Here is a 26,381-nt window from a genome sequence, read left to right as displayed (position 1 = left end):
GATGACTGTCATGGAGAACGCTCCATAACATCAACCCGAATAAGGAAATTGAACATGAAAAAGATCATTCCCCTGACCCTGGCAGCCGTCTTCGCCCTCACTTCCGGTTTCACCATGGCGGCCACCCCGACCAAGACAGCCACACCGCAGGCTACCCAGACCAAGGTGGTGAAAAAACACCATAAAGCCACCCACGCCAAGACCCCTGCCGTCAAAGTCGCGCCGAAAACCAAGTGATCCAACCGGTCACTGGATATCACAGAGGGAGGCTGACGCCTCCCTTTCCATCTCTTCCCGAAATTTCCTGACGAGCGCCTCCCTCGTCCAAACCGGATCCACGACCCGGCTCCCCTTTTGCGGGAAACGGTCAATGACCACAGGAACATGGCATGTGGCGTCATCTGCTTAAATGGCTAGGCCCCTTGTGCAGCTTGCTGCTGCTCGGCACCGCACTGACCGTGCTGTATCACCTGACTCAGGCATGGCACTGGCACGATATTCGTGTGGCCATCTGGTCCCAACCCCTGCTGCGACTGGCGGGTGCCCTGTTGCTGACCCTGCTCAGTTATGGTTGCCTCTGCAGCTATGACATGCTGGCGCTCCATGCGCTGGGCAAGCGCCTTCCCTGGCAACAGGTCAGCATCACCTCCTTTATCGCCTACACCTTCTCCAACACCCTGGGATTTGCCCTGCTGACCGGCACCTCGGTACGCTATCGCCTCTACTCCGCACTGGGGCTCGCCACCGGGGAAGTGGCCCGCGTGGTGCTGTTCTGCTCCATCACCTTCTTCCTCGGCCTGTTGGCGTGGGGAGGTGGCGCCCTACTGACCTGCGATGTATCACAGTTGCTGCCTGACTGGCCGCAATGGGCTGATACCCTGCTCAAGCTGGCGGGCATGATGGCTCTGCTGTTGGTGGCCTGCTACCTCTGCTGGCCCACACACCGTCTCTCCTGGCGCGAACACAGCCTGATCCTGCCCGGCTTCAAGGTTCGTCTGTTGCAGCTGTTGGTCGCGCTGGCCGACTGGATGGCCGCCGCCGCCGTGCTGTTTGTCCTGTTACCCGCAGATAGCGTCCCCTACCCTGTGCTGCTCAGTGCCTTCGTGCTGGCCAGCTTCCTAGGGGTGCTGGCCCACGTGCCGGGCGGGATCGGGGTGTTCGAAGCGAGCATGAGCCTGTTGCTGGCTAACTACCTGCCAACCGACAAGCTGCTCGCCTCGCTGCTGCTCTATCGCTGCATCTATTACCTGCTTCCCTTTCTCTGTGCCCTGCTGCTCTTTGCGAGTCAGGAGATGCTGCAACAAAAAGCGCGCTGGCAGCGGCTACAGGGGCTGATGAGCGCAGTGCGCGAATTTCTTCCCGCCCTTATCAGCATGGGAACCTTCGCCGCCGGTAGCCTGCTGCTCTGCTCGGGCATGATCCCGACCATGCGCAGCCACATCGAAGTGTGGCTGCAGGTGTTGCCGCTCCATCTGCTGGAGCTCTCCCACGTGCTCGGCAGCGTGAGCGGTATCCTCCTGATCCTGCTGGCGCGCAGCCTCTATCGCCGTCACGACGCCGCGTTTCGCATCACCCAGCTGCTGCTGGCTCTGGGTATCGCCTTCTCCCTGCTCAAGGGGGGTGACTGGGAGTCAGCCCTGCTGCTCGGCAGCTTCCTGCTCATCATGACCCCTTGCCGTTCCCTCTTCTATCGCAAGGGGTCGCTGCTCTATCCCCAGTACACACCGGGCTGGCTCATTTCGGTCGGCGCCGTGCTGCTGGGGGCGCTGTGGCTGCTGCTCTTCTCCTACCGTCAGGTGGAGTATGACCACGCCCTCTGGTTCCACTTCTCGCCCCACGGCGGGGCTGCCCGCGGCCTGCGCGCCATGGGGAGCGTGGTGGCAGTGCTGGCCGTGGCCGGGGCTGCCCAGCTGCTTGCGCCGCTGCGCGTGGTCGGTGAAAAACCGGACAAGGAGACGCTGGCGCGCGCTCACGAGCTGGTGGTTCGCGAAGGGGGGATCCACGGTTATCTGGCCCAGCTGCAGGACAAGTCCCTGCTGTTCCACCCCGCCGGCGACGCCTTCCTGATGTATGGCATCGAGGGCAACAGCTGGATTGTGATGGGGGATCCCGTCGGTCGCCCCGAGCAGATCGAAGAGCTGCTCTGGCAATTTCGCGAGCGATGCGACGAGCACGACGCCAATCCGGTCTTTTATCAGGTCTCGGCCCGCTATCTTCCGCTCTATCTGGAGCTGGGGCTGATCCCCTTCAAGCTCGGTGAAGAGGCGATGGTCGATCTGGCCACCTTCGATCTGGCTGGCAGCCGGCTGCGCAACCTGCGCCAGAGCCACGCCAAGGGCAAACGGGAAGGGTTGACCTTCGAGGAGGTCGAGGCAAGCGCCGTGGCCCCCCTGCTGCCTAGGTTGCAGACCGTCTCCGATACTTGGCTGCAGAGCAAAATGGGCAAGGAGAAGGGTTTCTCGGTCGGCCGTTTCGAGCCTGACTACCTGACCTTGAGCCCGGCTGCGCTGGTGTGGCACGAGGGGCAGATCGTCGGCTTTGCCAACCTCTGGGTGAGCGATAACAAGGAGATGCTCTCCATCGATCTGATGCGCTACAGCCTGGATACCGGCACCGCCCCCATCATGGATTTTCTCTTTGTCGAACTGCTGCTGTGGGGCAAGGCGCAAGGGTACGCCAGCTTCAATCTGGGGATGGCCCCCATGTCCGGCTTCAACGATCACCCGCTCAACAGCTACTGGGCCCGCCTTGGCAATACCCTGTTTGTGCGTGGCAGCCGTTTTTACAACTTTCAGGGGCTCAGACGCTACAAGGAGAAATTTTCGCCCCGCTGGGAACCCCGCTACCTGCTCTGCAGCAGCAAGCTGGTACTGCCCAGAACCCTGACTCACCTGATCACCCTGATTAGCCGCGGCCCGCTAGGGCTGATCAAGAAATAGGAGGATGGCCAATGAGAGCCCTGATATTGCTGTTACTCAGTCTCGTACTGCCCGTTTCATCTTTTGCGGCGCACGCCGCCCCGGTCAAGGATGACCTGAGCCTGATTGAGCTGCCGGTCAAGCAGTCATCCGACACCCCCATGGTGATCTTTCTCAGCGGCGATGGTGGCTGGGCGGCCCTCGACAAGGGGCTGAGCGCCCAGTTTCAGCTGAACGGCATGCCGGTCGTGGGCTGGAGCTCCCTCACCTACTACTGGAAGAAGAAAACCCCGGAGCAGGTGACCGCCGATCTGGAGCGGATCCTCAATGATTACCAGACTCGCTGGCAGCGCCCTCACTGGCTGCTGGTAGGCTTCTCGTTTGGTGCCGAGATTGTCCCCTTCGTCATCAACCGGTTGCCGGAGCACTATCGTCAGGGGCTGGTCGGGGCCGTGATGCTCTCCCCCTCCACCAGCTCGGACTTCGAGATCCACGTCAGCGATATGCTGACCCACAAGGTGCGCAGCTACCCGACCGAACCGCAGGTGAAAACCATCCGCGACCTGCCGATGCTCTGCCTGCAAGGAACCGATGACGATAACGGCGACCGCCTCTGCCCCCGTCTCAACCAACCCAACGTCACCACCGTCACCCTGCCGGGAGGACACCATTTTGACGATAACTACCCCCAGCTCTATCAGGCCATCACCAAGCATCTGAACCTGCCCCCGGATCCGCTGACTGTGGAGCATTAACCCGTATCACCACGGAATGCCTTTCAAGTACCGAGCAGGGCAAATCAGCGAGCAATGAAAAGGGCCTCTCTTGCGAGAGGCCCTTTTACTGAATTGGGCGGAAACTTTAAAAGGATCGACCAATGGGTTGGCCGTGGCGTCAAAGTCACCGAGGCTTTTCACTACGATTGCCCAAGAGGTTCAGCCAGATGCTGGGCTATCAACAATGAGGATTTGCATTCCTATGCCAGCAACCACGCGGGGATTGCGCCAGAAAGCAAAAAGCCCTGATGTTTCCATCAGGGCTTTGCAATGTGGCGGTGAGGGAGGGATTCGAACCCTCGATACGTTGCCGTATACACACTTTCCAGGCGTGCTCCTTCAGCCACTCGGACACCTCACCAAATTTTGGTCTGTGGTTTAACGTGTTCAGCCAACACGGTGTTCGCTGCGCTGTTGCGCTGGAACGGGGCGTAATTTAGGGGAAAGCCCCGCCCGCGTCAACGGCTTTTTTCACCTGGCGAACCGTTCGAACACTTAATGCACAGATTCCGGTGCAACCTGGATTTCCGGCAGGTTGAGGAAGCCGGAACGTTCGCATTCGGCAACCAGTTCGTGGGTGGCAGCGATGGTGCTTTGCACGAACAGCAGGAACTGCTCGACGCTGAGTCCGGCCTTGGTAAAGACGGTGTGCCCGACCACCAGCCGCGGCAGGTTGTCATCGATGATATCGAGGAACACCTTGAGGGAGGGGTACTGCATATTGAGTCGGCCCAGTTCGGCAACCAGCGGCAGCATTGCGGAGGGGCGCACTTCCAGCTCGGAGGAGAACAGCAGGCCTTCCTCTTCCACGAAGATCCGGCTCTCCTGAATACCATCGACCGACTGCAAAGAGACAATGTGGATACCGTGACACTGGTCGCAGACATAGTGCTCGATACGAGCCTGTTGCAACCAACGCATTATCATTTCGGAGCTGGGGATATTCATCATTTCCACGACAAGATTGGGATCAAGGGGCGCAGTCTAAACCAATTTGCTATCAACAAAAAGCACGCCAACCCAATAACCCTGCGGCTCGCTTCTTTTTGGCAAGAGCTATGCATATACTCAGCCAAATCCACGACGACGCTTGCCCCACAGGGGGCCCCATGACTATCCAAGAAAAGTATCGCCTTCATCTGAAATCACTCTCGGATGAGCTGCTCACCCTGCAAAAACCCATCCGCATTCTGGATGCCATCAAATGGCCACGCCATCTGCAGGATCGCTTTCTGGCAAGCGGTGGCAGGGAGCTGCCCGCTATCGACAGGCACTTCTATGATGCCCTCCCCCTCGGCTTCGATCCGCGCAACAAGTATCTGGAACTCAAGGAGCTGCGGGACAGGATCCGCAGAAAACTGGGGCCACAGGACGATCTTGGCCGGATCCTGCAAGAGACGGTCGATCAGTACATGGTGGTGATCGAGATGCTGCGCCAGCGCGGCCAACCCGATTTTCAGCGTTACAGCCAGCTGCTTTATGGCTCTGCCAGCGATCACCTGCGCGGGGATCGCAAGACTCTCAAGGAGCTGGGCGCCCGCCTGTGCGATATCTTCTCCCTGCCCGGCGCCCGCCATCTAGTGCGCCCCTACCCCAAGGAGTTCGAAGGAGAGGCCGCGGTCGCCAAACTGCAGGGCAAGCTGTCGAGCTACTTCAGTGACGGCACTGTGCAGGTGAAGCTGAGCGATGGGATTGTCTCCGATGCCGCTGCCGGTGGCGACTACATCAAGCTCAACTCCCACGCCCGTTTCTCCGAGCTGGACTTGCAGGTGCTGGAGGTGCACGAGGGGTGGGTCCATGTCGGCACCACCCTCAACGGTCGCCAGCAGCCCTATGCCACTTGGCTGAGCGCCGGTTCACCGCGGATCACCGCCTGTCAGGAGGGGCTGGCTGTCCTGATAGAGACCCTCACCTTCAGCTCCTTTCCGGATCGGGCCAAGCGCATCTCCGATCGGGTGATGGCCATCGACATGGCCGAGCGCGGCGCCGATTTTATCGAGGTGTTTAAGCACTTCGTACAGCAGGGCACCAGCGAGCACGACGCCTACAAGATCACCCAGCGGGTCTTTCGTGGCGGCATGGTGGGCGGCGGAGCCTGCTTTACCAAGGATCTCTCTTACGTGCGTGGCTATGTGGAGACGGTCAACTTCATCCGCAGCGCCGTACTGGAAGGGGTGCCCGAAATCCTGCCGATGCTGTTTGTCGGCAAGGTGACACTGGATGACATTCCGGTGCTCTATCAGCACTATCTGGAGGGGCTGATTGCCGCACCCCGCTATTTGCCGCCGATGTTTCGCGATCTCACCGGCCTCTATGTCTGGTTCGGTTTTGCCTCCGGCATGTCGCTAGTGGATATCGGTCGGGTACAGCACCATTTTCGCCAGCTGTTTCAACGCCTGCCGGTGGCCGACCCCATCATTGCGCCGGTGGATATCGAGATCGACTGAACCACAGCGATAGAAGTTGGGGAAAATAAAAAGGGCGCCAGATTGGCGCCCTGCTCAACGATTCAAATATCGCAGCCGAATTACTTGTAAGCCCGACCTTCGAGATAGTGTTTGCGACAGAGCGACACATAGCGATCGTTGCCACCGATCTCCACCTGTTCGCCATCACGCATCACCTGCCCCGCTTCATTGACCCGGGAGTTCATGTGAGCCTTGTTGCCACACCAACAGATGCTCTTCAGCTCTTCAAACTTGTCGGCCAGACAGAGCAGATGGTAGGAGCCCGGGAACAGCTCGCCGCGAAAATCGGTCTTGAGGCCATAGGCCATCACCGGAATATCCTGCTCATCGACGATGCGGGCTAACTGGTAGACCTGCTCACGGGTCAGGAACTGGGCCTCGTCCACGATGAAAACATCGATATGTTTCTTCGCATGGCGCGCTTTCACCATTTCAAACAGATCACAGCTGTCGCTGAACACGTCCACCTTCAGTTCAAGGCCTACTCGGGCACTGATCACCCCGACCCCGAAACGGTCATCGATGGCTGGCGTCATCGCCAGAGGATGCATGCCCCGCTCCAGATAGTTGAAGTGCGCCTGAATGAGCTGGGTGGATTTGCCTGAATTCATGGTGGCAAATTTGTAGTGCAGTGAAGCCATGATACTGTTCCGAAACTGAATTTATGGGGCGCATGCTAACCAAAGCCCCTGACAAAACCAAGGGGCCCGCGGGCCCCTTGCTCTATAAATGTTACGCGGTGGCCAGCACTGGCCGCGCTTTGGCCTTTTTCAGGTGATAGCCGGTAAAGAGCACGAACCAGAGGGCACTGACACTGAAACCGGCCAGGCTGGAGTGCATCAAGCCCATCGCCAGGTAACCGATGGCCGCACCGAAGGCGATGGCCAGTGCATAGGGCAGCTGGGTCATCACGTGATCGATGTGATGGCAACCGGCACCGGTAGCAGAGAGGATACTGGTGCTGGAGATGGGTGAGCTGTGATCCCCGAACACCGAGCCAGCCAGTACCGCCGCCAGCATCGGCAGCATCAGGCTGATGTCGCTGGCGGCGGCCATGTCACCGGCCAGCGGCAGCATGATGCCGAAGGTACCCCAACTGGTGCCGGTAGCAAACGCCATGGCACAGGAGAGGATAAAGACCACAGCAGGCAGCACTTCGATCGGCAGGTTGCCGTTAGCCAGCGAAGCCAGATACTTGCCGGTCTCAACGTCACGCACCACGGCACCTATGGTCCAGGCAAACAGCAGGATGTTGATGGCTGGCAGCATGGCCATGACGCCCTGCGGCGCGGCCTTGATCCAGTTCTTGGCACCCAGCTTCAGGCGCATCGCCAGACCGATGGAGACCACCAGACTGCACAGGGCACCGTAGACCAGCGAAGAGCCGACGTTGGTGTTTTCGAACGAGCCGAGCACGCTAAACGGCAGCCCTTTCTCGCTCAGCACCGCAGCACCGGAATCAATCATGAAATAGATGGTGGCGGCGGTCAGGGTCAGGATCGGCAGTACCATGTCGATCATGCCGCCGTTGCTCTCTTCCGGGCTCTCCATATCCAGACCGATGGGGCGGCCCTTGGACTCATCCCACAGCTTGCCTTCCAGCGCCCACGATTCGTGTTGACGCATCGGGCCGATATCCAGCTGACAGGCGATCACCACCAACACCATGATCAGGGTGAAGACGGCGTAGAGGTTCATCGGGATCATCTCGACAAACGCCGCGATGGGGCTCTGCTCGGTCAGACCGTGGGCCGCCATGATGCCGCCAACCAGGGCGATGATATAAGCCCCCCAGGAGGAGATGGGCATCAGCACGCAGACCGGCGCCGCGGTGGAGTCCAGCAGATAGGCCAATTTGGCACGGGAGATCTGGAAGCGGTCGGTCACCGGACGGCAGATAGCCCCCACCGACAGGCTGTGGAAGAAGTCATCGATAAAGAAGGCAAACACCATCATGCCAGTCAGCGCTTTGGCGCCCTTGCGGGTCTTGGCACGACGCTCGGCCCACTCGGCAAAGGCACGGGTCGCCCCGGAGACGCTCATCAGGCTGATGAGGCCACCCAGCAGCAGCATAAACAGGATCATGTTGACGTTGTCACGATTGAGCGCGCCATCGACCCAGAAGATCTTGAGCACGGTATTCAACATGTAATGCAGGGATTCGAGGGGTGAAAACTGATTGAGCAGCAAACTGCCGGTGACGATGCCCACACCAAGGGACAGAAGCACGCGGCGGGTCATGATCGCCAGCGCGACAGCCAACAGGGGGGGAAGAACGGACCAACCGGAGTCGGCGAAATGACTAATGTCCATGATCTCTTTGCACCTAAAGATTACAGGTGGAGATCTACCGAGAGGATCTAAAGAAACAAAACCTATGGGGAGGTCATACTCCTCAGCCCCTTCAGGTAGCGCTCCATAGTGGATGACTATGGCAGTCCTGCACCTATTAGATGCAGAACCAGCAGCCCGGTATGATGGCCTGGCCACTTCGGCGCTGACTCCTTTCCTTGTGCATCACAGGCATCACCCTCCGCACAAATACTCATAGGCAGCGCGCCTCTACTTAAAGGTATTCGCCGCACATTTTATCGAGATGGCGGCTTATAGCAAGTTTTTTGATTAAATAGTCATGATAAACAGATCAAGGTCGGAAAATGGTAGTCAAATGATGCAACAACGCCAGCTTTGACGCTATTTTCACCTGCTGCGGTTTCATTGGCATCCAATCACCAAGCCTATTGCTGGCCATATTAAATATCTGTATTGATGTTCCCCACGGATATAATATTTAACCCAGCTTGACTTATTTAAATCGCCAAGCAAGAATCTGCTGGAACATATTATTTTTCTCTGACTCGACGTGGTAACTCCTATGAATGAATTTTTAAAGGTACTGCTTAATATCCGCAGTCTGCGTGCGACCTGCCGCGAGCTTTCTCTGGAACAACTGGAAGAGGCACTGGAAAAACTCTCTACTATCGTTGCCGAACGTCAGCAGGATGAAGCTGCCGAGCGTCAGGCCCGTGAAGAGCATCTGCGGAAAATTAACGAATATAGCGAAATGCTGAAAGCCGCCGGTATTGACCCGGCAGAATTGGTAAGCGCTGTCGCTACCAACCCCGGCAAATCAGAAAAAGCCAAGCGGGCGCCACGTCCGGCCAAATATCGCTATCAGGATAATGGCGTAGAGAAAACCTGGACCGGCCAGGGCCGTATGCCTTCGGTCATTGCCAGCGCAGTGGCAGCAGGCAAATCACTGGAAGATTTTGCTATCTGACAGCTTTTGCGTTGCGAATAAAAAAACCTCGCCTTGGCGAGGTTTTTTTATTGCAGCTTAAACGTGAAATATCAGATAGCCGATTGCGGGCGATCTGCTGCCTTAACCCACAGCACTTCACGATCCCCTGCTACGCAGATGAGATAGCGGGCAACGGTAAAGAACCAGTCACTCATCCGGTTCAGATAGGGCAGCACCTCGGGATTGACCCGCTCTTCCCGGCTCAATGTCAGCAGCAAGCGCTCGCAATGACGCACCAGAGTACGCACCACATGTGCTTGCGCCGCGGCACGGGAACCACCGGGCAATATAAATTGGCGCAGCGGTGGCAATGGCTCACTATAACGATCTATCTGCTGTTCAAGGCGATTGGTCCAGGCGGCATTAACCTGCCAAATCGATTCATTCTGGGCGTCGCTGGAGAATGCCAACTCCCCCCCCAGATCAAACAACTCCTGTTGCAACAGCTGTAAATCAGCCAATAAACCGATCTCTTGCGACGGCACGTCACAAATCAGCAAGCCAATATGGGAGTTGAGCTCATCGATATAACCGTAGGTCTCGACTCGCAAATGATCCTTTGGCAATGGGATACCATCGGCCAGCCGGGTCATGCCCTTGTCGCCCTGCCTCGTATATATTCTCATACCGACATCCTGTTAATAATGGGAATAATCATGGATTCGAGTCCATTGAGTTTGATTTCGTAAGCCAACGCCAGCGTCTGGCCCAATTTACCCGCCGGAAAACCGCTGCGCGCCATCCACACCAGATAGGGCTCGGGAATATCGATGATACGCCGCCCCTGATATTTACCGTAAGGCATCTTGTTGGTCAGGGTCAGCAGCACCTGCTCGTCAGATAGCCAATCCATATTAATCGATATCCAGATATTTATGAGTCTGGATTGAGAGTCGCCAGTTACGCGCGATACAGGTATCCATCGCCAATTGGGTGGCCCGTGGTTTCTGGCTGATCGGCTGCAAGGCAATGACCACATCAGGGCGCAGAGTAGCGGTAGCGAGCAGCGTATCCAGCTCTTCAATATGGTGCTCGGTGGCCACCGGATGCTTGATTTCGTTGGCCCGCTCCAGCGCCGAGACCAGCACAGGCAGCCCCCCTTTCATACCGATCTTGGGGGAGACTGTCACCCAGGTCTGCTCATGAGTCTTGACCTCGCTGGTGCCACTGGTTTCAATCTGCACCTGATAACCCGCCGCCAGCAGGGCTGACGAGAGTTCGTGCAGATCGTAGAGGCAGGGTTCCCCACCGGTGATCACCACATGGCGCGCCTGATAACCCAGATCGCCAAAGCTCTTGATAATCTGCGCGGTGCTGAGTTGGCTCCAGCAATCGGATTCGTTGGAGCGATCCAGCACCGCCGCCTTGCCCACTTCACGAGCCGGATCAACAACCCAGGTATGACGGGTATCGCACCAGGGGCAGCCCACCGGGCAACCCTGCAGGCGAACAAAGATGGCGGGCAGGCCGGTAAAGATGCCCTCCCCCTGGATGGTCTGGAAAATCTCGTTGATTGGGTAGTGCATCTCGATCACGGCTTGTTGCAAAAGTCGCGGATTATACCTCAAGCCACGGCAAGACGCAGGCTCACTCTGCGCTTTTCTCGCCCAGCCCGGTTTTCTCAAACAGTCTGGCCATGATGCCCGCCTTGTCGGCCAGATAGTTGTTCAGACCGCGACTGCGCAGTTCACACGCAGGACACGTGCCGCAACCGTCACCGGCAATGCCGTTGTAGCAGGTCAGGGTCTGCTGGCGCACCGTGTCGAGGTGACCATAGTGATCCGCCAGTGCCCAGGTTTCGGCCTTGTCGAGCCACATCAAGGGAGTTTCAAAACGGATGCCGCGATCCAGCCCCAGCGACACCGCCTGATTGAGGGCCTTGACGAACTCGTCACGGCAATCGGGATAGCCGGAGAAGTCGGTCTCGCACACACCTGTGATCACCGCTTCGGCGCCCACCTGATAGGCATAAATGGAGGCCAGGGTCAGGAACAGGATATTGCGGCCCGGTACGAAGGTGTTGGGCAGCCCGTTATCCTGCAGCTCGCAGCTGACAGGAATGTCGTCACGAGTCAGGGCAGAGACCGCCAGCTCATTGAGCAGCGTTACATCCATCACCTTGTGGGCGGCAATCCCCAATGCACTGCCCAGACGGCGCGCGGTGTCGATCTCTTCCCGATGGCGCTGGCCATAGTCGAAGGTGATGGCGTGCACTTCATCATACCGGGCCAATGCCTGCACCAGACAAGTAGTGCTGTCCTGACCGCCACTGAAAACCACGACTGCTTTTTTCATCTTGATAACTCCTTGAATTGTCACACGCGGCGGCCTTCGGCAAAGTCCTGCCACTGGGTATTCAACCGATTGAACAGGGTCAGCAAGGGCGCATAGTGCTCCTGCCTTCCCTCCCACCGGGACAAGAGGTGATAGCCCGCCTCTATGGTAGAGAGGGCATCGGGAAAGGGTTTCTTGCGAATGGCATATTGACCGGCAATGGCACCAATGCCGATACGGGGCAAACGGGCCAGTGCCCGGTTGCTCTGCAACATGCGATAGGCTTTGCGCCAGGTGCCGTCAAGCAAGATAAAGGCGACGGATGCGGAGCCAGAGGATTCACTCTCCCGCTGTTGGCGAAGATCGGTCAGCGAAATGGCATCCTCATCCGGCCAGAGTAGATAGCAGCGACGGGAAGGATCTGCAAGCAACCCATTGAGCCACTCATCGCGGGAAAAGTCCTCCCCCACATGGATCTCGCACTGTTGCAAAGAGGCCGCCAGCAGTGCCGCAGTCCCCTTGGGATGTGCCACCTCGTTGGGGTGCTGCAAGATGTAGAGGGGGGTGTGATTGTCAACCGGCACAATATAATCGCACAGGCAGGCTTTGAGGGCTCGGGTGCAACGTGTACAGTATCGACTGTTCTTGTCGTTGGACTGTTTCATGTTGTCAGACAAATCTGGATTGCTCTGGGTTATCACGCTCTCTCTCACCAGCTTGCTACTCTTCTTTACCGTTCCCAATCTTCAGCTCTCCTTCGATCGGCCCTTGATCGCCGGGGGCGAAGGGTGGCGGATCATAACAGGCAATCTGGCTCATACCAATCTGTGGCACCTGCTGCTCAATCTGGGCGGCCTCGCCATCCTCTATAGCCTGTTTCGCGACTATCTGGATGGGGCTCGCCTGCCGCTGCTGATGTTGCTACTCTGGCTGGCAGTGGGCTTGGGGATCTGGTGGTGGTGCCCGCAGACCCAATGGTACATGGGGCTATCAGGCTCGCTGCATGGCCTGTTTGTCTGGGGGGCAATGCAGGATATCCGCCACGGACGCCGCACGTCGGGCTGGCTGCTGCTAGCGGGGATGGGGCTCAAGCTGGTGATGGACTTCTACAACGCAGGAGAGAGCCCGATATCCACCCTGATCAATGCCAGGGTACACATCGGCTCTCATCTTATCGGGGCCGGTGCAGGCCTGTTGCTCGGCCTGCACCGCGTATCACTGAGTGAGCCTGTTACCCACCAGCCAGCTCGGCATTGATGCTGGCCAGCATGGCGGCCGGATCGGCAGCCTGCGTAATGGGGCGACCGATAACCAGATAATCGGACCCCGCCTCGACCGCCGCTTTGGGTGTCATCACCCGGCGCTGATCCCCGGCCGCTGAACCGGTCGGGCGAATACCCGGGGTCACCAGCTTGAACTCATCACCCAGCAAGGCTTTAAGCTCATGGGCCTCGTTGGCAGAGCAGACAACCCCATCCAAGCCGGATGCCTTGGTCAAGGTAGCCAGCCGGATCACCTGCTCGGCAGGGCTCACATCCAGACCAAGAGGGATCATGTCGGACTGCTCCATGCTGGTCAGTACGGTCACCCCGATCAACAATGGCGCCTTGTCGCCATAAGGCAGCAGCGCCTCTTTGGCGGCACGCATCATCCGCTCACCACCACTGGCATGCACGTTGACCATCCAGACACCGAGCTCGGCACTGGCTGCCACGGCTTTGGCAACAGTATTGGGAATATCGTGAAATTTCAGATCCAGAAAGACATCGAATCCCTTGGCCACCAGCTGGCGTACAAACTGCGGGCCAAACAGGGTAAACATCTCCTTGCCTACCTTGAGACGGCACTGGGCCGGAGAGATACGTTCAACGAACGCTAAGGCATCTGCCTCGTGCTGATAATCCAGCGCTACCAGTACTTTGGGATCTTGCATCTCACATCCTATTGCTTGTTATTCACCGTCCAGACCGCGGATCGGCTTGATGGAACCCCACTGGCGACAAGACGGGCACTGCCAGAACAGCGAGTGAGTGGCAAAGCCACACTGCCGACACTTGTGGGTTGACTTGATTTTGATCTGCTCGCCGACCAGCTGTTGCAGCAGTTCGAGGCTCTCCTTGGCAGGCCCCTCTTCCGCACTGGCCAGCTGAAAACCCACCAGCTGGTAAAAACCTTTCATCGAGGGATGACGACGCAGCTGACGCAACACCAGCGAACGGGCCTGGCTCAGGCCATCACGCTCTTCAACCAGCTTGGCAAGGGCCAGGGTCACGCTGACACCGGCGTGATCTTCCACTGCCTTCTCAAGCAGTGGGATCAACGCAGGCGTGCGCCCCAACTGCTGATAGCACTCGAGCAATTTGGGCATTGCCTCGGAGGCAAAGTCGATATCCTGCTCGAACACCCGCAGCAGCTCCTTGCTGGCCTGCTCATACTCCCCCTCTGCCATGGCGAGCTCAGCGAGGCGCAAACTGGCCCGGGCACATGCCGGATTGATACTGAGCGCCCGTTTGAGCTTAGCCAGCCCCTCCCCTTTATTGCCCTCACGCAGCGCGATCTCGGCTTGCTCGCAATAGAAATGGGAGATGGGGTCGGCCAGCTTCTTGCCCTGGAATTTTTGCAGACGAATCGCCACATCGATGGCCTTATCCCAGTCCCGCAACTGCTGATGGATGATCAACAGCTGTGCCAGCGCCGTCTCTTCATAATCGCTGTCGTCACACAGCTCATTCCAGAGCGCTTCCGCTCGGTCCAGCAGACCAGCAGCCAAAAAGTCGCGCGCAAGCTCCTGCAGGGCAAGCTGTCGCTGCTCCCGGGTCAGTTGGCGGGTTACCAGGTTCTGGTGGATCTTGATGGCACGATCGACCTCCCCACGCTGGCGAAACAGGTTGCCGAGGGAGAGGTGTGTTTCGATGGTTTCACTGTCCACCTCAAGCAGTTGGATAAAGAGATCCACCGCCTTGTCGGATTCATCGGACAGCAAATAGTTGAGGCCCGCCACATACTGGCGGGAAAACTGGTTACTCTGTTTTTGGGTGTCCTGGCGAACACTCCTGCGACCCATGTACCAGCCATAACCGGCGGCGATGGGCAACAGCAGGAAAAGCAGTTCAAGCATTGAGGAACATTATTCCTTACCCGGTGACCGGGCCAGCTCCAACTCGCGGGATTGACGACGCATGGTGCGGTTGAGGGTGCGGTTTTGCATTTTCAGGCGCAGGAACAGCAGGCCGAATACCAGCCAGCCCAGCAAAAAACCGCCAGCGAAGAAGAAGCCCAACAGCATGGCAAGCGAAAACTCACCCTGAGCGATCAGGTAATTGAACTGAACCAGCTGGCCATTTTGTGAGCCCAGCGCCAGGGTCAGAACAAACACCAGCACCAGCGGAATGAGGGCCAAAATACGCTTCATAAGAGCTCCCTGTCAGTATCTAATGAGAGGCTGATTATCCTTAAAATCGCAGGCAGACTCTAGAGTGAATGGGAAAAGAGTTTAAGAAACAAGACGATTGGCACAGGAATCGGTGCCAAAAAGAAAAAAGGCATACCCGAGGTATGCCCATTTCTGCATTATTCAATGATGTTGACGCGCTCGCGCAACTCTTTGCCAGGTTTGAAGTGCGGGACATATTTCCCGGTCAGTTCAACCTTGTCCCCAGTCTTGGGGTTGCGGCCCACACGGGGCGCACGATAGTGCAGTGAAAAACTGCCAAATCCGCGGATTTCAATCCGGTCGCCGTTTTGCAAGGTCGACGCCATCTGCTCAAGGATCTCCTTGATGGCGGCTTCGACATCCTTGGCCGGCATATGCATGCGGCTGGCTGCCAGTTGTTCGATGAGATCTGATTTGGTCATAACGTTAAATCTCCTTCCCCGATCACATGCAATATTCATTTTGCCAGGATAAAAAAGGGCGGCGCAATGCCGCCCTTTTCTTGCATCAAGGATTACTCACCCTTGGCGGCTTTGAACGCTTCCATCATAGCATTGCTGAACACAACTTCTTCTTGTTGGTTCAGGTTATCGATAGCAACACGCTCATCAGCCTCGTCCTTAGCACGGACAGACAGGCTTACGGTGCGGTTCTTACGATCAACGCCCATGAATTTAGCTTCAACTTCGTCACCAACAGACAGCACCAGAGTGGCGTCTTCTACACGGTCACGAGCAGCGTCGGAGGCACGCAGGTAGCCTTCTACGCCATCAGCCAGTTCGATAACGGCACCTTTGGCATCAACCTCGGTAACCTTACCCTTCACGATAGCACCTTTCTTGTTGTCAGCCAGGTACTTGTTGAACGGGTCTTCTTCGATCTGCTTGACACCCAGGGAGATGCGCTCACGCTCCGGATCCACTTGCAGAACAACGGCTTCGATCTCGTCGCCTTTCTTGAATTCACGCACGGCTTCTTCGCCCTGGTTGTTCCAGGAGATGTCAGACAGATGAACCAAGCCATCGATGCCGCCATCCAGACCGATGAAGATACCGAAGTCAGTGATGGACTTGATCTTGCCGGAAACACGGTCGCCTTTGGCGTGAGTTTCGGCAAACAGCTGCCACGGGTTGGATTTGCACTGCTTCAGACCCAGGGAGATACGACGACGCTCTTCGTCGATGTCCAGAACCATCACATCAACCACGTCGCCAACGTTAACAACTTTGGACGGGTGGATGTTCTTGTTGGTCCAATCCATCTCGGATACGTGTACCAGGCCTTCAACGCCTTCTTCGATTTCAACGAAGCAGCCGTAGTCGGTCAGGTTGGTCACGCGGCCAGACAGACGGGTGGTCTCCGGGTAACGCTTGGCGATAGCAACCCAGGGATCTTCGCCCAGCTGCTTCAGACCCAGGGATACACGGGTACGCTCGCGGTCGAACTTCAGAACCTTGACAGCGATCTCGTCGCCAACGTTGACGATTTCGGAAGGATGCTTAACGCGCTTCCACGCCATGTCGGTGATGTGCAGCAGGCCGTCAACACCGCCCAGATCTACGAATGCACCGTAGTCGGTCAGGTTCTTGACGATACCCTTAACTTCTTGACCTTCTTGCAGGTTAGCCAGCAGGCTTTCGCGCTCGGAGGTGTTCTCGGTCTCGATCACGGCACGACGGGAAACAACAACGTTGTTGCGCTTCTGGTCCAGCTTGATGACTTTGAACTCGAGTTCTTTGTTTTCCAGGTGAGCGGTGTCACGGATCGGACGCACGTCAACCAGAGAACCCGGCAGGAAGGCACGGATGCCGTTCAGTTCAACGGTGAAACCACCCTTGACCTTGCCGTTGATGATACCGATAACGGTAGCTTGCTCTTCGTAAGCCTTCTCAAGCTGCAGCCAGGCTTCGTGGCGCTTGGCTTTTTCGCGGGACAGCTTGGTTTCGCCGAAACCATCTTCGATAGAGTCCAGAGCCACGTCAACGGTGTCGCCGACGTTGATTTCCAGCTCGCCCATGGCGTTCTTGAATTCTTCAGCCGGGATAGCGGACTCGGATTTCAGACCGGCGTCAACCAGTACAAAACCGTTCTCGATAGCAACGACAGTACCCTTGACGATGGAACCTTGACGGGTTTCAACGGCGTTCAGGGACTCTTCAAAGAGTTGAGCAAAAGATTCGATCATTGTTTATGTCACAAATGAAACATCCACTTGCAATCCGGCACAAGCGGGGCTGTTTTAAATAATCTGCGCCATCCTTGGTGCAGACGACCGGATGTCAGCTTGCGCTGGCATCACCAAGTTGTTGCTCTGCATAGGCGAGTACTGTTGCCAGCACTTCATCTATGGTCATAGCGGTAGAGTCTACCACCAGAGCATCTTCTGCCGGTTTCAGGGGTGCAGTAGCGCGATTTCTGTCGCGATCGTCACGTTCCCGAATCTCGGTTAAAAGACGCTCAAAGTTAACATCAAAGCCCTTATCTTGCAACTGCTTATAGCGACGCTGGGCCCGTTCTTCGGCACTGGCGTCGAGGAAAATCTTCACCTCGGCCTCGGGGAAAACAACTGTCCCCATATCACGACCATCGGCAATCAGACCCGGGGCCTGACGAAAAGCACGCTGACGGCGCAGCAAGGCTTCGCGCACCCGGGGGAAGGCGGCGATTTTACTGGCAGCATTACCCACTTCTTCGGTGCGGATGGTGCGGGAGACATCTTCCCCTTCCAGGATCACCTTGACCAGATCGCCCTCAACCTGAAATTGCACATCCAGATTGGCAGCCAGTGGCACCAGTGAAGCTTCACTATCCAGCTCTACATCGTGATGCAGGGCGGCCAGGGACAACACCCGATAGATGGCGCCCGAGTCCAGCAAGTGCCAACCCAGCTTCTCAGCAAGCAGCTGACACAAGGTGCCTTTACCTGCACCACTGGGGCCATCAATTGTCATTACGGGGGCCATCTGAGGCATAACTTCTCTCCTGCACTGTGTTGCTCCCATCCCGAAGGGGTGGGTTAATGGGCGCCGATTATACCCGAATGTGGTGAGCCTGGCAGTCATCAATCCGCACAAAGGGCCAAAACCCCGCCGGACAGCTGTGCTTGTATCTCATTTGGAGATTTCATTAAGCAATGCAGGGACTTGTTCTTATGGTCGTTCCTGACAAGGCGCGCTAAACTGGCCCCCTTTTTTGAGCCGTTAGTAGTAAGGAGCAACCTATGAGCAGCGTTACCCTCGTGGCCAAATCCAAATTGCCAACCCCTTGGGGCACCTTCACGCTGGTAGGTTTTCAGGAAACCGGCACAGGCAAAGACCACGCCGCACTGGTGATGGGCGACATTACCGGTGACGAGCCCGTGCTGGGCCGGATCCACTCAGAGTGCCTGACCGGCGACGCCCTGTTCAGCCTGCGTTGTGACTGCGGTTTCCAGTTGCAGGCGGCCATGGAGAATATCGCCAAAGCCGGTCGTGGCGTGTTGCTGTATGTGCGTCAAGAGGGCCGTGGCATCGGCTTGCTCAACAAGATCCGCGCCTATCACCTGCAGGATCAGGGGGCCGATACCGTGGAAGCCAACGTGGCCCTTGGTTTCGCCGCCGATATGCGCGACTACACCATCTGCGCCGACATGCTCAAGCAGCTTGAGGTCAAGTCTCTCAAACTGATGACCAACAACCCGCGCAAGATGAAAGCGATGGAATCCTTCGGTATTCCGGTGGCCGAACGGGTACCTTTGCAGGAAGGGCGTAATCCCCACAACGAGTTCTATCTGTCGACCAAGGCCAACAAGCTGGATCACATGCTCAAAAAATGAGCCTGCATTGACGAATGTCAGATAGTCAAACGCCTCCCGAACGGAGGCGTTTTTCTTGGGACGACCCTAGCTATCGCTGTGGTACGGTCAGATTGGCCAGCAGAGCTTCAAGCTCTTCGCCAGTGCGGGCAGCACAGTATTGTTCGACCCGCTCGCGGGTCAATTGCGGCGCGAGACGTTCAATCAGATCGTAGAGATAGCCGCATAAAAATGCCCCTCTGCGCAACCCGATAGCGGCCACACCGCCTGGTAGCCAGGGCGCCGTTTTGAGCACCAGATCGCTATCGCGCTGGAGCTCCCAGGCAAAGGTTGCCATCACCCCTATACCCATCCCTTGTCTGACATAGGTCTTGAGCACATCGCTGTCGCTCGCACAGCAGGCGATCCGGCTCTCGGCATGAGCGCAATCAGTGCCTTGAGCTGTGGAGAGAGCCCTTCCATCGGTCACCAATGCAAACTCCACCAGCTCAGCCGGGGTCAGCGATGTTGCTTTGGCCAACGGATGATCCTTGGGTAGCACCAAGCCCCGTTGCCACTGAAAAGAGGGGAGCATCAGCAGATCGCTCCCATCCTCCGGTTCATCCGCCAGCAGCAGATCGGCAGCGCCATCATGCACGGCTGCGCGGCACTGCGTCGCACTCCCCTGCATCACAGTTACGGCGACTTTGGGAAAGCGGGCCGTAAAATCCTTGAGGATGGCGGGCAGAATATAACGGGCTTGCAGATGAGTAGCGGCAATGGTGAGGGTTCCCTGCTCCGGATGCACATGCTGCCTGGCCATTACCTTGATGGTGGCGACCTTGTCCAACACCTCGGCGGCCACTTTGATCACATCCCGACCTATGGGGGTGATCTGGGTCAGGTGTTTACCGCTGCGCTCGAAGATCTGGATCCCCAGCTCATCCTCCAGCATCCGCACCTGTTTGCTGATCCCGGGCTGGGAGGTAAAGAGGCTCTCGGCGGTGGCCGACAGATTCAGCCTGTGGTTGGCCACCTCGACGATATAGCGCAATTGCTGCAGTTTCATGGTGTAGCCCTCAAGCGAACCCACCGTTAATAGTAACAAACTTTCAGCAATGGCCCGCCGCCATCAGGCCGGGCGCTCCTTGAGTAGAAAATCACGCAAGGCACGGTTGGCCATGGATAGCGGATCACCACGCCGCCACGCCACACAGAGGTCGAGGTAGATGGGCGGGTCGAAGGGTACGCCACTCAGATCCGGCTCCTCTTCCAGCACCATCCGCAAGAAGGTGGTCACCGCAAAGCCTTGCCGCACCACCGCCTTGAGCAGAGGGATAAGATTGCTCTCGAAGGCGATATCGGGTTCAACGCCCAGGCTCTGGGCCAGCGCCTCCATATGCTCCCGGTGATAAAAGCCACGGCGAAACAGCGCCAGCTCCTGAGCGAAAAACTGCGAGAGGGTGACGGCCGGTTCGCCGCGCAAGGGGTGATCGTCGCCCACCACCATCAACATCTCTTCGCTCAGCAGATGTGCTCCCTCGATGGCGGGGGGGAGATCACTGGTGATGAGAATGGCCAGATCGAGGGAGCCATCCACCATCCGGCTGAGCAGCTCGCGGGTACCGGCCTCCTCAACCCGGATCTTGAGGCCGGGGTAGCGGTGCTTGAAGGCCATCAGACGAGGGGGGAAATAGTAGGAGCCCATCATGTAGGGGATCCCGATCCGCACCTCCCCCCGCTCCAACCCCTTCAGTTCGGCCATCTCGGCCTCGGCCTGATGCATCTGCAGCAACAGACGCTCGGCATGGCGACAGAGCACCTCTCCCTCTGGGGTGAGCCGTACCGCACGGTCCTGTCGATCAAACAGTCGCAACTCGAGCTGCTGCTCCAGCTTGGCGATGGCCATGCTGATGGCCGGTTGTGCCACATGCAGACTGTTGGCTGCCTTGGTAAATGAGCCGGCATCCCTGACCGCCAGCAGATAGGTGAGCTGTTTCAGATCCATGTATCAATTCATCTTATGAGATAGATAACTTAAATATATTATATTTATAACCGCAAGGACTCTACCCTGACCAAAAGTAGTCAGGACAATACGCAATGATTGAAGTTGGAAGTCGCGAGTGGATACGTGCAACCCTGGCCCTCAGCCTGGGCTCCTTTCTGGTGTTTCTGAACCTCTACCAGACCCATCCCCTGTTACCCCTGATCGCCGAGGTCTTCTCGGTCAACTCCCTCTCGGCCAGCTGGACCCTGGCAGGATGCACAGCAGGCCTTGCCGCCTCCTTGCTGATCTGCGCCAGACTGGCGGATCGCCATGGCCGTCGGCAGGTCATGCTGGGTACCCTCACCCTGGCGATCCTGCTCTCACTGTTGATCCCCCTGGTTGAGCAGTTTGGTTCACTGCTGTTGCTACGCATCCTGCAGGGCGCGCTGCTGGCCGGGTTACCAGCCACTGCGATTGCCTATATGGGGGAAGAGTTCAGTAAACGGGCGCTGCTCTCGGCGGTGGGGGTCTATATTGCCGCCAACTCCCTCGGTGGCATTGCCGGTCGGGTGGTCGGCGGCCTGCTGGCGGGCTGGTTTGGCGACTGGCAACATACCTTTCTGGGGATCGGTGTGATCAGCCTGTCACTGCTGCCGCTGGTCTTCTGGCTGCTGCCCCATCAGACCCGCTTTGTGGCGAGCGCCCCCGTTCGCGGCCAATTTGCTCGCGCCTTGCAGCAGCACCTGACCAATCCCTTGCTGGTAGGGGCTTACCTTATCGGGGGACTCAACTTTATGGTGTTTCTGAACCAGTTCAGTTATCTCACCTTCCTGCTGGCAAAGCCCCCATTCTCCTTGCCCACCCAGTGGCTCGGCATGCTGTTTCTCACCTATCTCTCGGGGACGGTGGCCTCCTCACTGAGCGGCCGCTTTGCCAACCGCTGGGGTGCACAACGCATGCTGCTGGTCGGGATCGCCCTGATGGCCCTCGGCAGTCTATGGCTACTGCAAGCTAGCCTGCTCGGGATCCTGAGTGGCTTGCTGATCTCCAGCTTCGGCTTTTTCCTGGCACACGCCTGCGCTAGTGCCTGGGTTGGTCATCATGTCGAACACAACCGCGCCCTCGCCTCCTCTCTCTATCTGGTAGCCTACTATCTGGGAGCCAGTCTGGGGGGACTTTACCTACACCCCTTCTGGGAGCAGGGCGAGCTGGGCGGTCTGGTCATGGGTATTGAACTGGTCCTCATCTTGACGGCCGGCTTGAGCCTCTGGCTCGGCCGTCTCAAGCAGCGAAGCCAATCGCCACTGCCCGCCCAGCAACCCCACCGACACGGGTAACAGGCTCAGCGCAAACAGGGTCACCCACGAGCAGATAGCGCTCTCGCAACCCAGCACCGCCAGATAGCAAAAGGGGTCACACCGGTGACCCCTTTTGCTGCGTTATTCAAGAGCCTGTCAGGCTCGCACCGCATTGAGCGCAGGATCACTCCTGATCGAAATAATCCGCAGGCACCGCGACCACAGCACCGGTCGCCACCTCTTCGGCGATCACCTCAGCCAGCGAGCGTAAGTGAAACTTGATCTGACCGGAGGGCAACATCAGGCCGATATCGGGGTTGCGGGTATCCTGCATATTGCCGGTTTTGAATGGCTGCTCGGGATAGCGCGCTACCAGATCCTGCAGTGAAGTAACCACCAGCTCGATATGTTCCAGTCCTGCCTGATGGATGCGCCCCGGTTTCGGCGCCGCCAGCTCGATACAGGGTACCTGCACCTCACCAGCCAGCAGTGGCTGATGCAACTGATAAGTGGCAATCGGGCGACCGCCGATCATCCCCTCCACCAGCAAGGAGCCCGCTTCAGCCAATACAGCACACAGCGCGCGGTACTCCTGCAAGGTCGCCGCCCGATAACAGAGGTGATCGACCGTTGGCTGGGAAAATGTGACGCCAGCAGCGGCCAGTTCGGTCAACAGCTGAGAAACAAATGGGGCCATTGGCCCCAGTGTGGAATCGAGTGGGTGGGACATGCTTACCATTTCTTCTTGGGTTGAAACAGGACATCGAGCTCGTCGGCTTCCTTGTCCTTGATGTTTTGCAGATCCTGCGCGCTGTTTTGCTGCTGCAGCTCTTCAAGCTCCTTGAGCCCCTGACGCATATCCTCTTCACGAGCCAACAGATAGGGATCCTTGTCGCCAATGCTGGCCATGGCCGACAGACCCTTGGTATAGAGCTGGCGGCAAGTACCATATTGGCCCTGAATGCGGGCATCCATCGCCCGCTTGACCAGATTCGAGATGTTGATTTTGAGCTGCATCAGCTCGAGACGACGATCTTCCTGAGCAAACCCCTGCGGATCAATTTTGCCCTTGTTGTGCTCGACACGCAGTACGGCACGTAGCTTTTTTACCAGCTGCAACATCTGGATCGCCTGACGATCAGACTCGGGGGTTTTGAAGTGCCCCTCATCCTGCGCACTGTAATTTTCCTGCACGTTCTTGATCTGGATCTGCACATCGGCGATGCGCTGCTTGATCTGGTTGTTGGGCATCACCTGGGCGATGGCGCGATAGGCATCAAGGATCCGGTGCTGCAACAGCAACACCATGTTTTTGGAGAAAGGCACCAGATTGACGTTCAGCAGTACCTCTTCGGTCTCGTCAGCTACCGTCTTGTGTCTGGCAACGGCGTGACGCTTTTCAGCCTCCGCCTTCTGCTTATATTGCTGTACCACGTTATAGGCGATAACCAAAAACAGGAGCGCGCCGATAGACAGCAATACCAAAGTTAAAATCATAGGATGTCCAAACCCCTGTCCCAATCCAATTGCGTGATCCTACAACAGCTTATCTACTTAAGGTAGCCTGTAGATCCCCCCTTGCCCACGATTTGTCGCCAAGCTGTATACCCGGTCTCAGGGAAAGATTTCAGGATCACGGGAAAATGACCATGGTGGTCATCACTCCCATAGTATCGCCCATCAGCGCCATTACTTGAGGTTAAAGCCCCGCGATTGCAGGAATCCCAGCATGAAAGGGCGGGACTCCTTGCCCAGAATGGCGCGGATCTGGCTACTCCAGGTCTGCTGTTTGTTGTTGCTGCTGCGGGCCTGATAGTAGTCCGCGATCTGCTGATCGTACCGGGCCAGCAGGTCGCGATCCAGCTCGTGCTGGTAGCGCTCCTGATGCACCACCAATCCCTTGGGCAGGCGGGGTTTCTGCTCCGGCTGCTGGGCAGGGTGGCCAAGGCAGAGGCCAAACAGCGGGATCACCTGATGGGGCAAGCCCAGTAGCTCGCTCACCTCGGCAGGATGGTTGCGAATGCCGCCGATATAGACCCCGCCCAGCCCCAGCGACTGCGCCGCCAGCAGAGCATTTTGCGCCATCAGGGCGCCGTCAATGGCACCGATCAACAACTGCTCCGCATAGCCGGTCTGGGCCTCGGGCACGATCTGGGTGTGGCGGTGGTAATCGACGCAGAACACCAGAAACTCGGCCGCCTGCACCACATAGGGTTGATTGCCCGCCAGCATGGCCAACTGCTGACGCGCCTCGGGCTCGCAGACTCGCACAATACTGGTCACCTGCAAAAAGCTCGAGGTTGAGGCGGACTGGGCGGCGGCGAGGATGGCATCCAGCTGCTGCGGGGCGATCGGCTCGGCAGTGAACTGACGAATGGAGCGATGGGAAAGGATAAGATCGATGGTCTGATTCATGGCACCTCCAAAATGAGGTAACACCATAGCGAAAAAAACGAGGGAGCCCAAGGCTCCCTCGCACACCCAGCTTAAGGGGCCGGATAGACGTAAGGGGCTTGCAACCCGAGCGGGAAGCCGAGCGCCCAGTAGAGAAGCAGGAAAATCGTCCAGCTCACCAGGAAGGCCAGTGAGTAGGGCAGCATCATGGAGACTAGGGTACCGATCCCGGTGCTCTTCACATACTGCTGGCAATAGACCACCACCAGCGGGAAGAAGACCATCAGCGGGGTGATGATATTGGAAGCAGAATCCCCGACCCGATAGGCCGCCTGGGTCAGCTCGGGGGAGATCCCCACCGCCATCAACATGGGTACCAGGATCGGGCTGATCAGCGCCCACTTGGCGGAGGCCGAGCCGACTACCAGATTGACGGTGGCGGTGAGCAGGATCATCCCGACGATAGTCACCTCACCGGGCAGCGCCAGCGCATGGAGCACTTCGGCACCGGAGAGGGCCAGCAGGGTGCCCAGATTGGAGTCACCAAACGCCTTGATAAAGAGCGCGCAGAAGAAAGCCATCACCATGTAGGAGCCCATCTTGTTCATGGTGGCCGACATGGCGTCGATCACATCCTTGCCGCTCTTGAAGCTGCCTGCGACAAAGCCGTAGACAATCCCGGGCAGGATAAAGAGCAGGAAGATGAGCGGTACAATGGACTTCATCACGGGGGCAGCGAAGGTAGTCAGGGAGCCATCGGCAGCACGCAGCGGGGAATCGTTCGGGGAGAGCGCCAGCGCCAGCAGCACGATAGCCGCCAGCATGGCAAACCCGGCCCAGTTGAAGGCTCGGCTCTCTTGCGCGCTGTAGCGCCCCATCTCGTCGGCACTCTCCAGATCCTCGTTGAGCGCCACATGCTTGAGGCGCGGCTCAACCACCTTTTCGGTAATGAACCAGCCGACGCAGATGATCAGCAGCGAAGAGGCTCCGGTAAAGATGATGTTGCAAAGGGTGTTGACCATGTAGTCAGGATCGAGCAACTGAGCGGCGGACTGGGTAAAGCCCTGCAGCAACGCATCCCCGCCGGAGGGCAGGAAGTTGGCGGCAAAACCGCCGGAGACACCGGCAAAGGCAGCGGCGATCCCCGCCAGCGGATGGCGTCCGGCAGCGTGGAAGATGATGCCACCGATGGGGATCACCAGCACATAACCCGCATCTGCGGCGGTGTGGCTGACGATCGCTACCAGGATCAGCATGGGGGTGAGGAAACGGGCAGGCGTCACTTTGAGCAACTTTTTCAGACCGGTATTGATAAAACCGGACTGCTCGGCCACCCCAACCCCGAGCATAGCCACCAGCACGATCCCCAGCGGGGCAAAGCCGGTGAAAGTGGTCACCATAGTGGAGAGAAACTCGGCCAGACCGGCACCGGTCAGCAGGTTGTTGACCACTACCGCCTCCCCGGTACGGGGGTTGACCAGATCAAACTGGAATTGTGACAACACCCAGGAGCCGACCCAGACGATCAGCAAGGCATAGAGGAACAGCATGGCGGGGTCGGGTAATTTGTTCCCGGCTTTCTCGACGCCATTGAGGAAACGGTTCAGCCAACCCTTGGGAGGGCTGGCCGGACGGTCATTGACAGCAGCATGACTCATTATTGCAATACTCCTTTCCCTAGAAATGAGGTCGCATGCTAGCAACTCCAGCCAATCCGTCTCATGACCGATCGCAAAATAATGATTAATTTTGATTAA

General features: G+C 57.7%; 28 protein-coding genes, 1 tRNA gene and 1 riboswitch. Of the genes, 8 read left to right on the top strand and 21 right to left on the bottom strand.

What is annotated here, in order from left to right:
- The first annotated feature begins 54 nt into the window (after positions 1-54).
- From I6L44_RS04400 to I6L44_RS04390, 3 genes are all read left to right on the top strand, one after another.
- Positions 55-237, top strand: a complete 183-nt coding sequence (locus I6L44_RS04400; RefSeq protein ID WP_005337116.1) for a hypothetical protein — start codon at positions 55-57, stop codon at positions 235-237.
- Between the two features lie 152 nt (positions 238-389).
- Positions 390-2,939, top strand: a complete 2,550-nt coding sequence (gene mprF / locus I6L44_RS04395) for a bifunctional lysylphosphatidylglycerol flippase/synthetase MprF (RefSeq protein ID WP_216953397.1) — start codon at positions 390-392, stop codon at positions 2,937-2,939.
- 11 nt (positions 2,940-2,950) lie between these two features.
- The gene (locus tag I6L44_RS04390; protein ID WP_216953396.1) at positions 2,951-3,673 is read left to right on the top strand and encodes a virulence factor; all 723 of its coding nucleotides are present in this window, start codon (positions 2,951-2,953) and stop codon (positions 3,671-3,673) included.
- Between the two features lie 294 nt (positions 3,674-3,967).
- Here the strand turns inward: I6L44_RS04390 and I6L44_RS04385 are convergent.
- Together I6L44_RS04385 and I6L44_RS04380 are read right to left on the bottom strand one after the other, a co-directional pair.
- Positions 3,968-4,055, bottom strand: a tRNA-Ser gene (locus tag I6L44_RS04385).
- A gap of 134 nt (positions 4,056-4,189) precedes the next feature.
- Entirely contained in the window at positions 4,190-4,645 is a 456-nt protein-coding gene (locus I6L44_RS04380) for a YbjN domain-containing protein (RefSeq protein WP_005337119.1), read from the bottom strand.
- A 158-nt stretch (positions 4,646-4,803) separates the two neighbouring features.
- Here I6L44_RS04380 and I6L44_RS04375 point away from each other — a divergent pair, with 158 nt between their 5' ends.
- Complete coding sequence (locus I6L44_RS04375; protein WP_216953395.1) at positions 4,804-6,141, top strand: flavohemoglobin expression-modulating QEGLA motif protein; 1,338 nt, start codon at positions 4,804-4,806, stop codon at positions 6,139-6,141.
- 80 nt (positions 6,142-6,221) lie between these two features.
- Here the strand turns inward: I6L44_RS04375 and I6L44_RS04370 are convergent, their stop codons facing one another.
- The gene (locus I6L44_RS04370) at positions 6,222-6,803 is read right to left on the bottom strand and encodes a thymidine kinase (RefSeq protein WP_005351181.1); all 582 of its coding nucleotides are present in this window, start codon (positions 6,801-6,803) and stop codon (positions 6,222-6,224) included.
- 91 nt (positions 6,804-6,894) lie between these two features.
- Positions 6,895-8,475: a Na+/H+ antiporter NhaC family protein gene (locus I6L44_RS04365; protein WP_216953394.1), complete on the bottom strand. Its 1,581-nt coding sequence runs from the start codon at positions 8,473-8,475 to the stop codon at positions 6,895-6,897.
- Positions 8,476-8,563: 88 nt separating this feature from the next.
- Positions 8,564-8,735, bottom strand: a riboswitch (Lysine riboswitch).
- Positions 8,736-9,037: 302 nt separating this feature from the next.
- Between I6L44_RS04365 and I6L44_RS04360 the strand changes: the two genes are divergently transcribed.
- The gene (locus tag I6L44_RS04360) at positions 9,038-9,442 is read left to right on the top strand and encodes an H-NS family nucleoid-associated regulatory protein (RefSeq protein WP_075115902.1); all 405 of its coding nucleotides are present in this window, start codon (positions 9,038-9,040) and stop codon (positions 9,440-9,442) included.
- A 71-nt stretch (positions 9,443-9,513) separates the two neighbouring features.
- On the opposite strand, the gene I6L44_RS04355 is transcribed toward I6L44_RS04360, so the two are convergent.
- The 5 genes from I6L44_RS04355 to I6L44_RS04335 form a co-directional block, all read right to left on the bottom strand.
- Positions 9,514-10,089, bottom strand: coding sequence for a cob(I)yrinic acid a,c-diamide adenosyltransferase (locus I6L44_RS04355; RefSeq protein WP_216953393.1), 576 nt, complete (start codon positions 10,087-10,089; stop codon positions 9,514-9,516).
- Positions 10,086-10,316, bottom strand: coding sequence for a DUF3820 family protein (locus I6L44_RS04350; RefSeq protein ID WP_005337126.1), 231 nt, complete (start codon positions 10,314-10,316; stop codon positions 10,086-10,088). The genes I6L44_RS04355 and I6L44_RS04350 overlap by 4 nt, the downstream gene beginning before the upstream one ends.
- Position 10,317: 1 nt before the next feature.
- Positions 10,318-10,989, bottom strand: a complete 672-nt coding sequence (queE, locus tag I6L44_RS04345) for a 7-carboxy-7-deazaguanine synthase QueE (protein WP_216953392.1) — start codon at positions 10,987-10,989, stop codon at positions 10,318-10,320.
- Between the two features lie 61 nt (positions 10,990-11,050).
- The gene (gene queC / locus I6L44_RS04340) at positions 11,051-11,758 is read right to left on the bottom strand and encodes a 7-cyano-7-deazaguanine synthase QueC (protein WP_005359893.1); all 708 of its coding nucleotides are present in this window, start codon (positions 11,756-11,758) and stop codon (positions 11,051-11,053) included.
- Positions 11,759-11,778: 20 nt separating this feature from the next.
- A complete protein-coding gene (locus I6L44_RS04335; protein ID WP_216953391.1) occupies positions 11,779-12,402 on the bottom strand; it encodes a tRNA-uridine aminocarboxypropyltransferase in 624 nt (207 codons plus the stop codon).
- On the opposite strand from I6L44_RS04335, the gene rrtA reads away from it, so the two are divergent.
- Positions 12,401-12,994, top strand: a complete 594-nt coding sequence (gene rrtA / locus I6L44_RS04330; RefSeq protein ID WP_019444696.1) for a rhombosortase — start codon at positions 12,401-12,403, stop codon at positions 12,992-12,994. The genes I6L44_RS04335 and rrtA overlap by 2 nt on opposite strands.
- Here rrtA and pyrF read toward each other — a convergent pair.
- The 6 genes from pyrF to cmk all read right to left on the bottom strand — a co-directional run bounded on the left by pyrF (position 12,969) and on the right by cmk (position 18,142).
- On the bottom strand, positions 12,969-13,670 hold the full coding sequence (pyrF, locus tag I6L44_RS04325) for an orotidine-5'-phosphate decarboxylase (RefSeq protein ID WP_216953390.1): 702 nt from the start codon (positions 13,668-13,670) through the stop codon (positions 12,969-12,971). The genes rrtA and pyrF overlap by 26 nt on opposite strands.
- A gap of 18 nt (positions 13,671-13,688) precedes the next feature.
- Positions 13,689-14,855, bottom strand: a complete 1,167-nt coding sequence (lapB, locus tag I6L44_RS04320) for a lipopolysaccharide assembly protein LapB (RefSeq protein WP_216953389.1) — start codon at positions 14,853-14,855, stop codon at positions 13,689-13,691.
- A 9-nt stretch (positions 14,856-14,864) separates the two neighbouring features.
- Entirely contained in the window at positions 14,865-15,149 is a 285-nt protein-coding gene (locus tag I6L44_RS04315) for a LapA family protein (protein ID WP_005337143.1), read from the bottom strand.
- 158 nt (positions 15,150-15,307) lie between these two features.
- A complete protein-coding gene (gene ihfB, locus I6L44_RS04310; protein ID WP_005299934.1) occupies positions 15,308-15,592 on the bottom strand; it encodes an integration host factor subunit beta in 285 nt (94 codons plus the stop codon).
- A gap of 92 nt (positions 15,593-15,684) precedes the next feature.
- A complete protein-coding gene (rpsA, locus tag I6L44_RS04305) occupies positions 15,685-17,355 on the bottom strand; it encodes a 30S ribosomal protein S1 (RefSeq protein WP_005337148.1) in 1,671 nt (556 codons plus the stop codon).
- Positions 17,356-17,449: 94 nt separating this feature from the next.
- Positions 17,450-18,142: a (d)CMP kinase gene (gene cmk, locus I6L44_RS04300; RefSeq protein ID WP_019444698.1), complete on the bottom strand. Its 693-nt coding sequence runs from the start codon at positions 18,140-18,142 to the stop codon at positions 17,450-17,452.
- Positions 18,143-18,390: 248 nt separating this feature from the next.
- On the opposite strand from cmk, the gene ribA reads away from it, so the two are divergent.
- A complete protein-coding gene (gene ribA / locus I6L44_RS04295) occupies positions 18,391-18,984 on the top strand; it encodes a GTP cyclohydrolase II (RefSeq protein WP_005351157.1) in 594 nt (197 codons plus the stop codon).
- A gap of 70 nt (positions 18,985-19,054) precedes the next feature.
- Here ribA and I6L44_RS04290 read toward each other — a convergent pair whose 3' ends face one another.
- A complete protein-coding gene (locus tag I6L44_RS04290; protein ID WP_216953388.1) occupies positions 19,055-20,011 on the bottom strand; it encodes a LysR substrate-binding domain-containing protein in 957 nt (318 codons plus the stop codon).
- A gap of 63 nt (positions 20,012-20,074) precedes the next feature.
- Positions 20,075-20,950: a LysR family transcriptional regulator gene (locus tag I6L44_RS04285; RefSeq protein ID WP_005337156.1), complete on the bottom strand. Its 876-nt coding sequence runs from the start codon at positions 20,948-20,950 to the stop codon at positions 20,075-20,077.
- A gap of 95 nt (positions 20,951-21,045) precedes the next feature.
- On the opposite strand from I6L44_RS04285, the gene I6L44_RS04280 reads away from it, so the two are divergent.
- Entirely contained in the window at positions 21,046-22,269 is a 1,224-nt protein-coding gene (locus I6L44_RS04280) for an MFS transporter (RefSeq protein ID WP_021231402.1), read from the top strand.
- Between the two features lie 145 nt (positions 22,270-22,414).
- Here I6L44_RS04280 and I6L44_RS04275 read toward each other — a convergent pair whose 3' ends face one another.
- The 4 genes from I6L44_RS04275 to I6L44_RS04260 form a co-directional block, all read right to left on the bottom strand.
- Positions 22,415-22,969 carry a VOC family protein gene (locus tag I6L44_RS04275; RefSeq protein WP_031227877.1) on the bottom strand — a complete coding sequence of 185 codons (555 nt, stop codon included), beginning with the start codon at positions 22,967-22,969 and terminating at the stop codon, positions 22,415-22,417.
- Positions 22,963-23,727: a DNA repair protein gene (locus tag I6L44_RS04270; protein WP_216953387.1), complete on the bottom strand. Its 765-nt coding sequence runs from the start codon at positions 23,725-23,727 to the stop codon at positions 22,963-22,965. The genes I6L44_RS04275 and I6L44_RS04270 overlap by 7 nt, the downstream gene beginning before the upstream one ends.
- Positions 23,728-23,919: 192 nt before the next feature.
- Complete coding sequence (nfsA, locus tag I6L44_RS04265) at positions 23,920-24,645, bottom strand: oxygen-insensitive NADPH nitroreductase (RefSeq protein WP_216953386.1); 726 nt, start codon at positions 24,643-24,645, stop codon at positions 23,920-23,922.
- 71 nt (positions 24,646-24,716) lie between these two features.
- On the bottom strand, positions 24,717-26,282 hold the full coding sequence (locus I6L44_RS04260; RefSeq protein ID WP_216953385.1) for an AbgT family transporter: 1,566 nt from the start codon (positions 26,280-26,282) through the stop codon (positions 24,717-24,719).
- Positions 26,283-26,381 lie beyond the last annotated feature (99 nt).

The organism is Aeromonas sp. FDAARGOS 1414 (genome assembly GCF_019047065.1).
GTDB classification, from domain to species: Bacteria; Pseudomonadota; Gammaproteobacteria; order Enterobacterales; family Aeromonadaceae; genus Aeromonas; species Aeromonas veronii_A.
The sequence above is the reverse complement of the archived record's forward strand: the minus strand, read 5'-3'. Positions and strand labels throughout refer to the sequence as shown.

Bases quoted from the DNA above. Each gene is read 5' to 3' on its own strand.
- I6L44_RS04400 (WP_005337116.1), top strand. From the start codon at position 55: ATGAAAAAGATCATTCCCCTGACCCTGGCAGCCGTCTTCGCCCTCACT.
- mprF (WP_216953397.1), top strand. From the start codon at position 390: ATGTGGCGTCATCTGCTTAAATGGCTAGGCCCCTTGTGCAGCTTGCTG.
- I6L44_RS04390 (WP_216953396.1), top strand. From the start codon at position 2,951: ATGAGAGCCCTGATATTGCTGTTACTCAGTCTCGTACTGCCCGTTTCA.
- I6L44_RS04380 (WP_005337119.1), bottom strand. From the start codon at position 4,645: ATGATGAATATCCCCAGCTCCGAAATGATAATGCGTTGGTTGCAACAG.
- I6L44_RS04375 (WP_216953395.1), top strand. From the start codon at position 4,804: ATGACTATCCAAGAAAAGTATCGCCTTCATCTGAAATCACTCTCGGAT.
- I6L44_RS04370 (WP_005351181.1), bottom strand. From the start codon at position 6,803: ATGGCTTCACTGCACTACAAATTTGCCACCATGAATTCAGGCAAATCC.
- I6L44_RS04365 (WP_216953394.1), bottom strand. From the start codon at position 8,475: ATGGACATTAGTCATTTCGCCGACTCCGGTTGGTCCGTTCTTCCCCCC.
- I6L44_RS04360 (WP_075115902.1), top strand. From the start codon at position 9,038: ATGAATGAATTTTTAAAGGTACTGCTTAATATCCGCAGTCTGCGTGCG.
- I6L44_RS04355 (WP_216953393.1), bottom strand. From the start codon at position 10,089: ATGAGAATATATACGAGGCAGGGCGACAAGGGCATGACCCGGCTGGCC.
- I6L44_RS04350 (WP_005337126.1), bottom strand. From the start codon at position 10,316: ATGGATTGGCTATCTGACGAGCAGGTGCTGCTGACCCTGACCAACAAG.
- queE (WP_216953392.1), bottom strand. From the start codon at position 10,989: ATGCACTACCCAATCAACGAGATTTTCCAGACCATCCAGGGGGAGGGC.
- queC (WP_005359893.1), bottom strand. From the start codon at position 11,758: ATGAAAAAAGCAGTCGTGGTTTTCAGTGGCGGTCAGGACAGCACTACT.
- rrtA (WP_019444696.1), top strand. From the start codon at position 12,401: ATGTTGTCAGACAAATCTGGATTGCTCTGGGTTATCACGCTCTCTCTC.
- I6L44_RS04335 (WP_216953391.1), bottom strand. From the start codon at position 12,402: ATGAAACAGTCCAACGACAAGAACAGTCGATACTGTACACGTTGCACC.
- pyrF (WP_216953390.1), bottom strand. From the start codon at position 13,670: ATGCAAGATCCCAAAGTACTGGTAGCGCTGGATTATCAGCACGAGGCA.
- lapB (WP_216953389.1), bottom strand. From the start codon at position 14,855: ATGCTTGAACTGCTTTTCCTGCTGTTGCCCATCGCCGCCGGTTATGGC.
- I6L44_RS04315 (WP_005337143.1), bottom strand. From the start codon at position 15,149: ATGAAGCGTATTTTGGCCCTCATTCCGCTGGTGCTGGTGTTTGTTCTG.
- ihfB (WP_005299934.1), bottom strand. From the start codon at position 15,592: ATGACCAAATCAGATCTCATCGAACAACTGGCAGCCAGCCGCATGCAT.
- rpsA (WP_005337148.1), bottom strand. From the start codon at position 17,355: ATGATCGAATCTTTTGCTCAACTCTTTGAAGAGTCCCTGAACGCCGTT.
- cmk (WP_019444698.1), bottom strand. From the start codon at position 18,142: ATGCCTCAGATGGCCCCCGTAATGACAATTGATGGCCCCAGTGGTGCA.
- ribA (WP_005351157.1), top strand. From the start codon at position 18,391: ATGAGCAGCGTTACCCTCGTGGCCAAATCCAAATTGCCAACCCCTTGG.
- I6L44_RS04290 (WP_216953388.1), bottom strand. From the start codon at position 20,011: ATGAAACTGCAGCAATTGCGCTATATCGTCGAGGTGGCCAACCACAGG.
- I6L44_RS04285 (WP_005337156.1), bottom strand. From the start codon at position 20,950: ATGGATCTGAAACAGCTCACCTATCTGCTGGCGGTCAGGGATGCCGGC.
- I6L44_RS04280 (WP_021231402.1), top strand. From the start codon at position 21,046: ATGATTGAAGTTGGAAGTCGCGAGTGGATACGTGCAACCCTGGCCCTC.
- I6L44_RS04275 (WP_031227877.1), bottom strand. From the start codon at position 22,969: ATGGTAAGCATGTCCCACCCACTCGATTCCACACTGGGGCCAATGGCC.
- I6L44_RS04270 (WP_216953387.1), bottom strand. From the start codon at position 23,727: ATGATTTTAACTTTGGTATTGCTGTCTATCGGCGCGCTCCTGTTTTTG.
- nfsA (WP_216953386.1), bottom strand. From the start codon at position 24,645: ATGAATCAGACCATCGATCTTATCCTTTCCCATCGCTCCATTCGTCAG.
- I6L44_RS04260 (WP_216953385.1), bottom strand. From the start codon at position 26,282: ATGAGTCATGCTGCTGTCAATGACCGTCCGGCCAGCCCTCCCAAGGGT.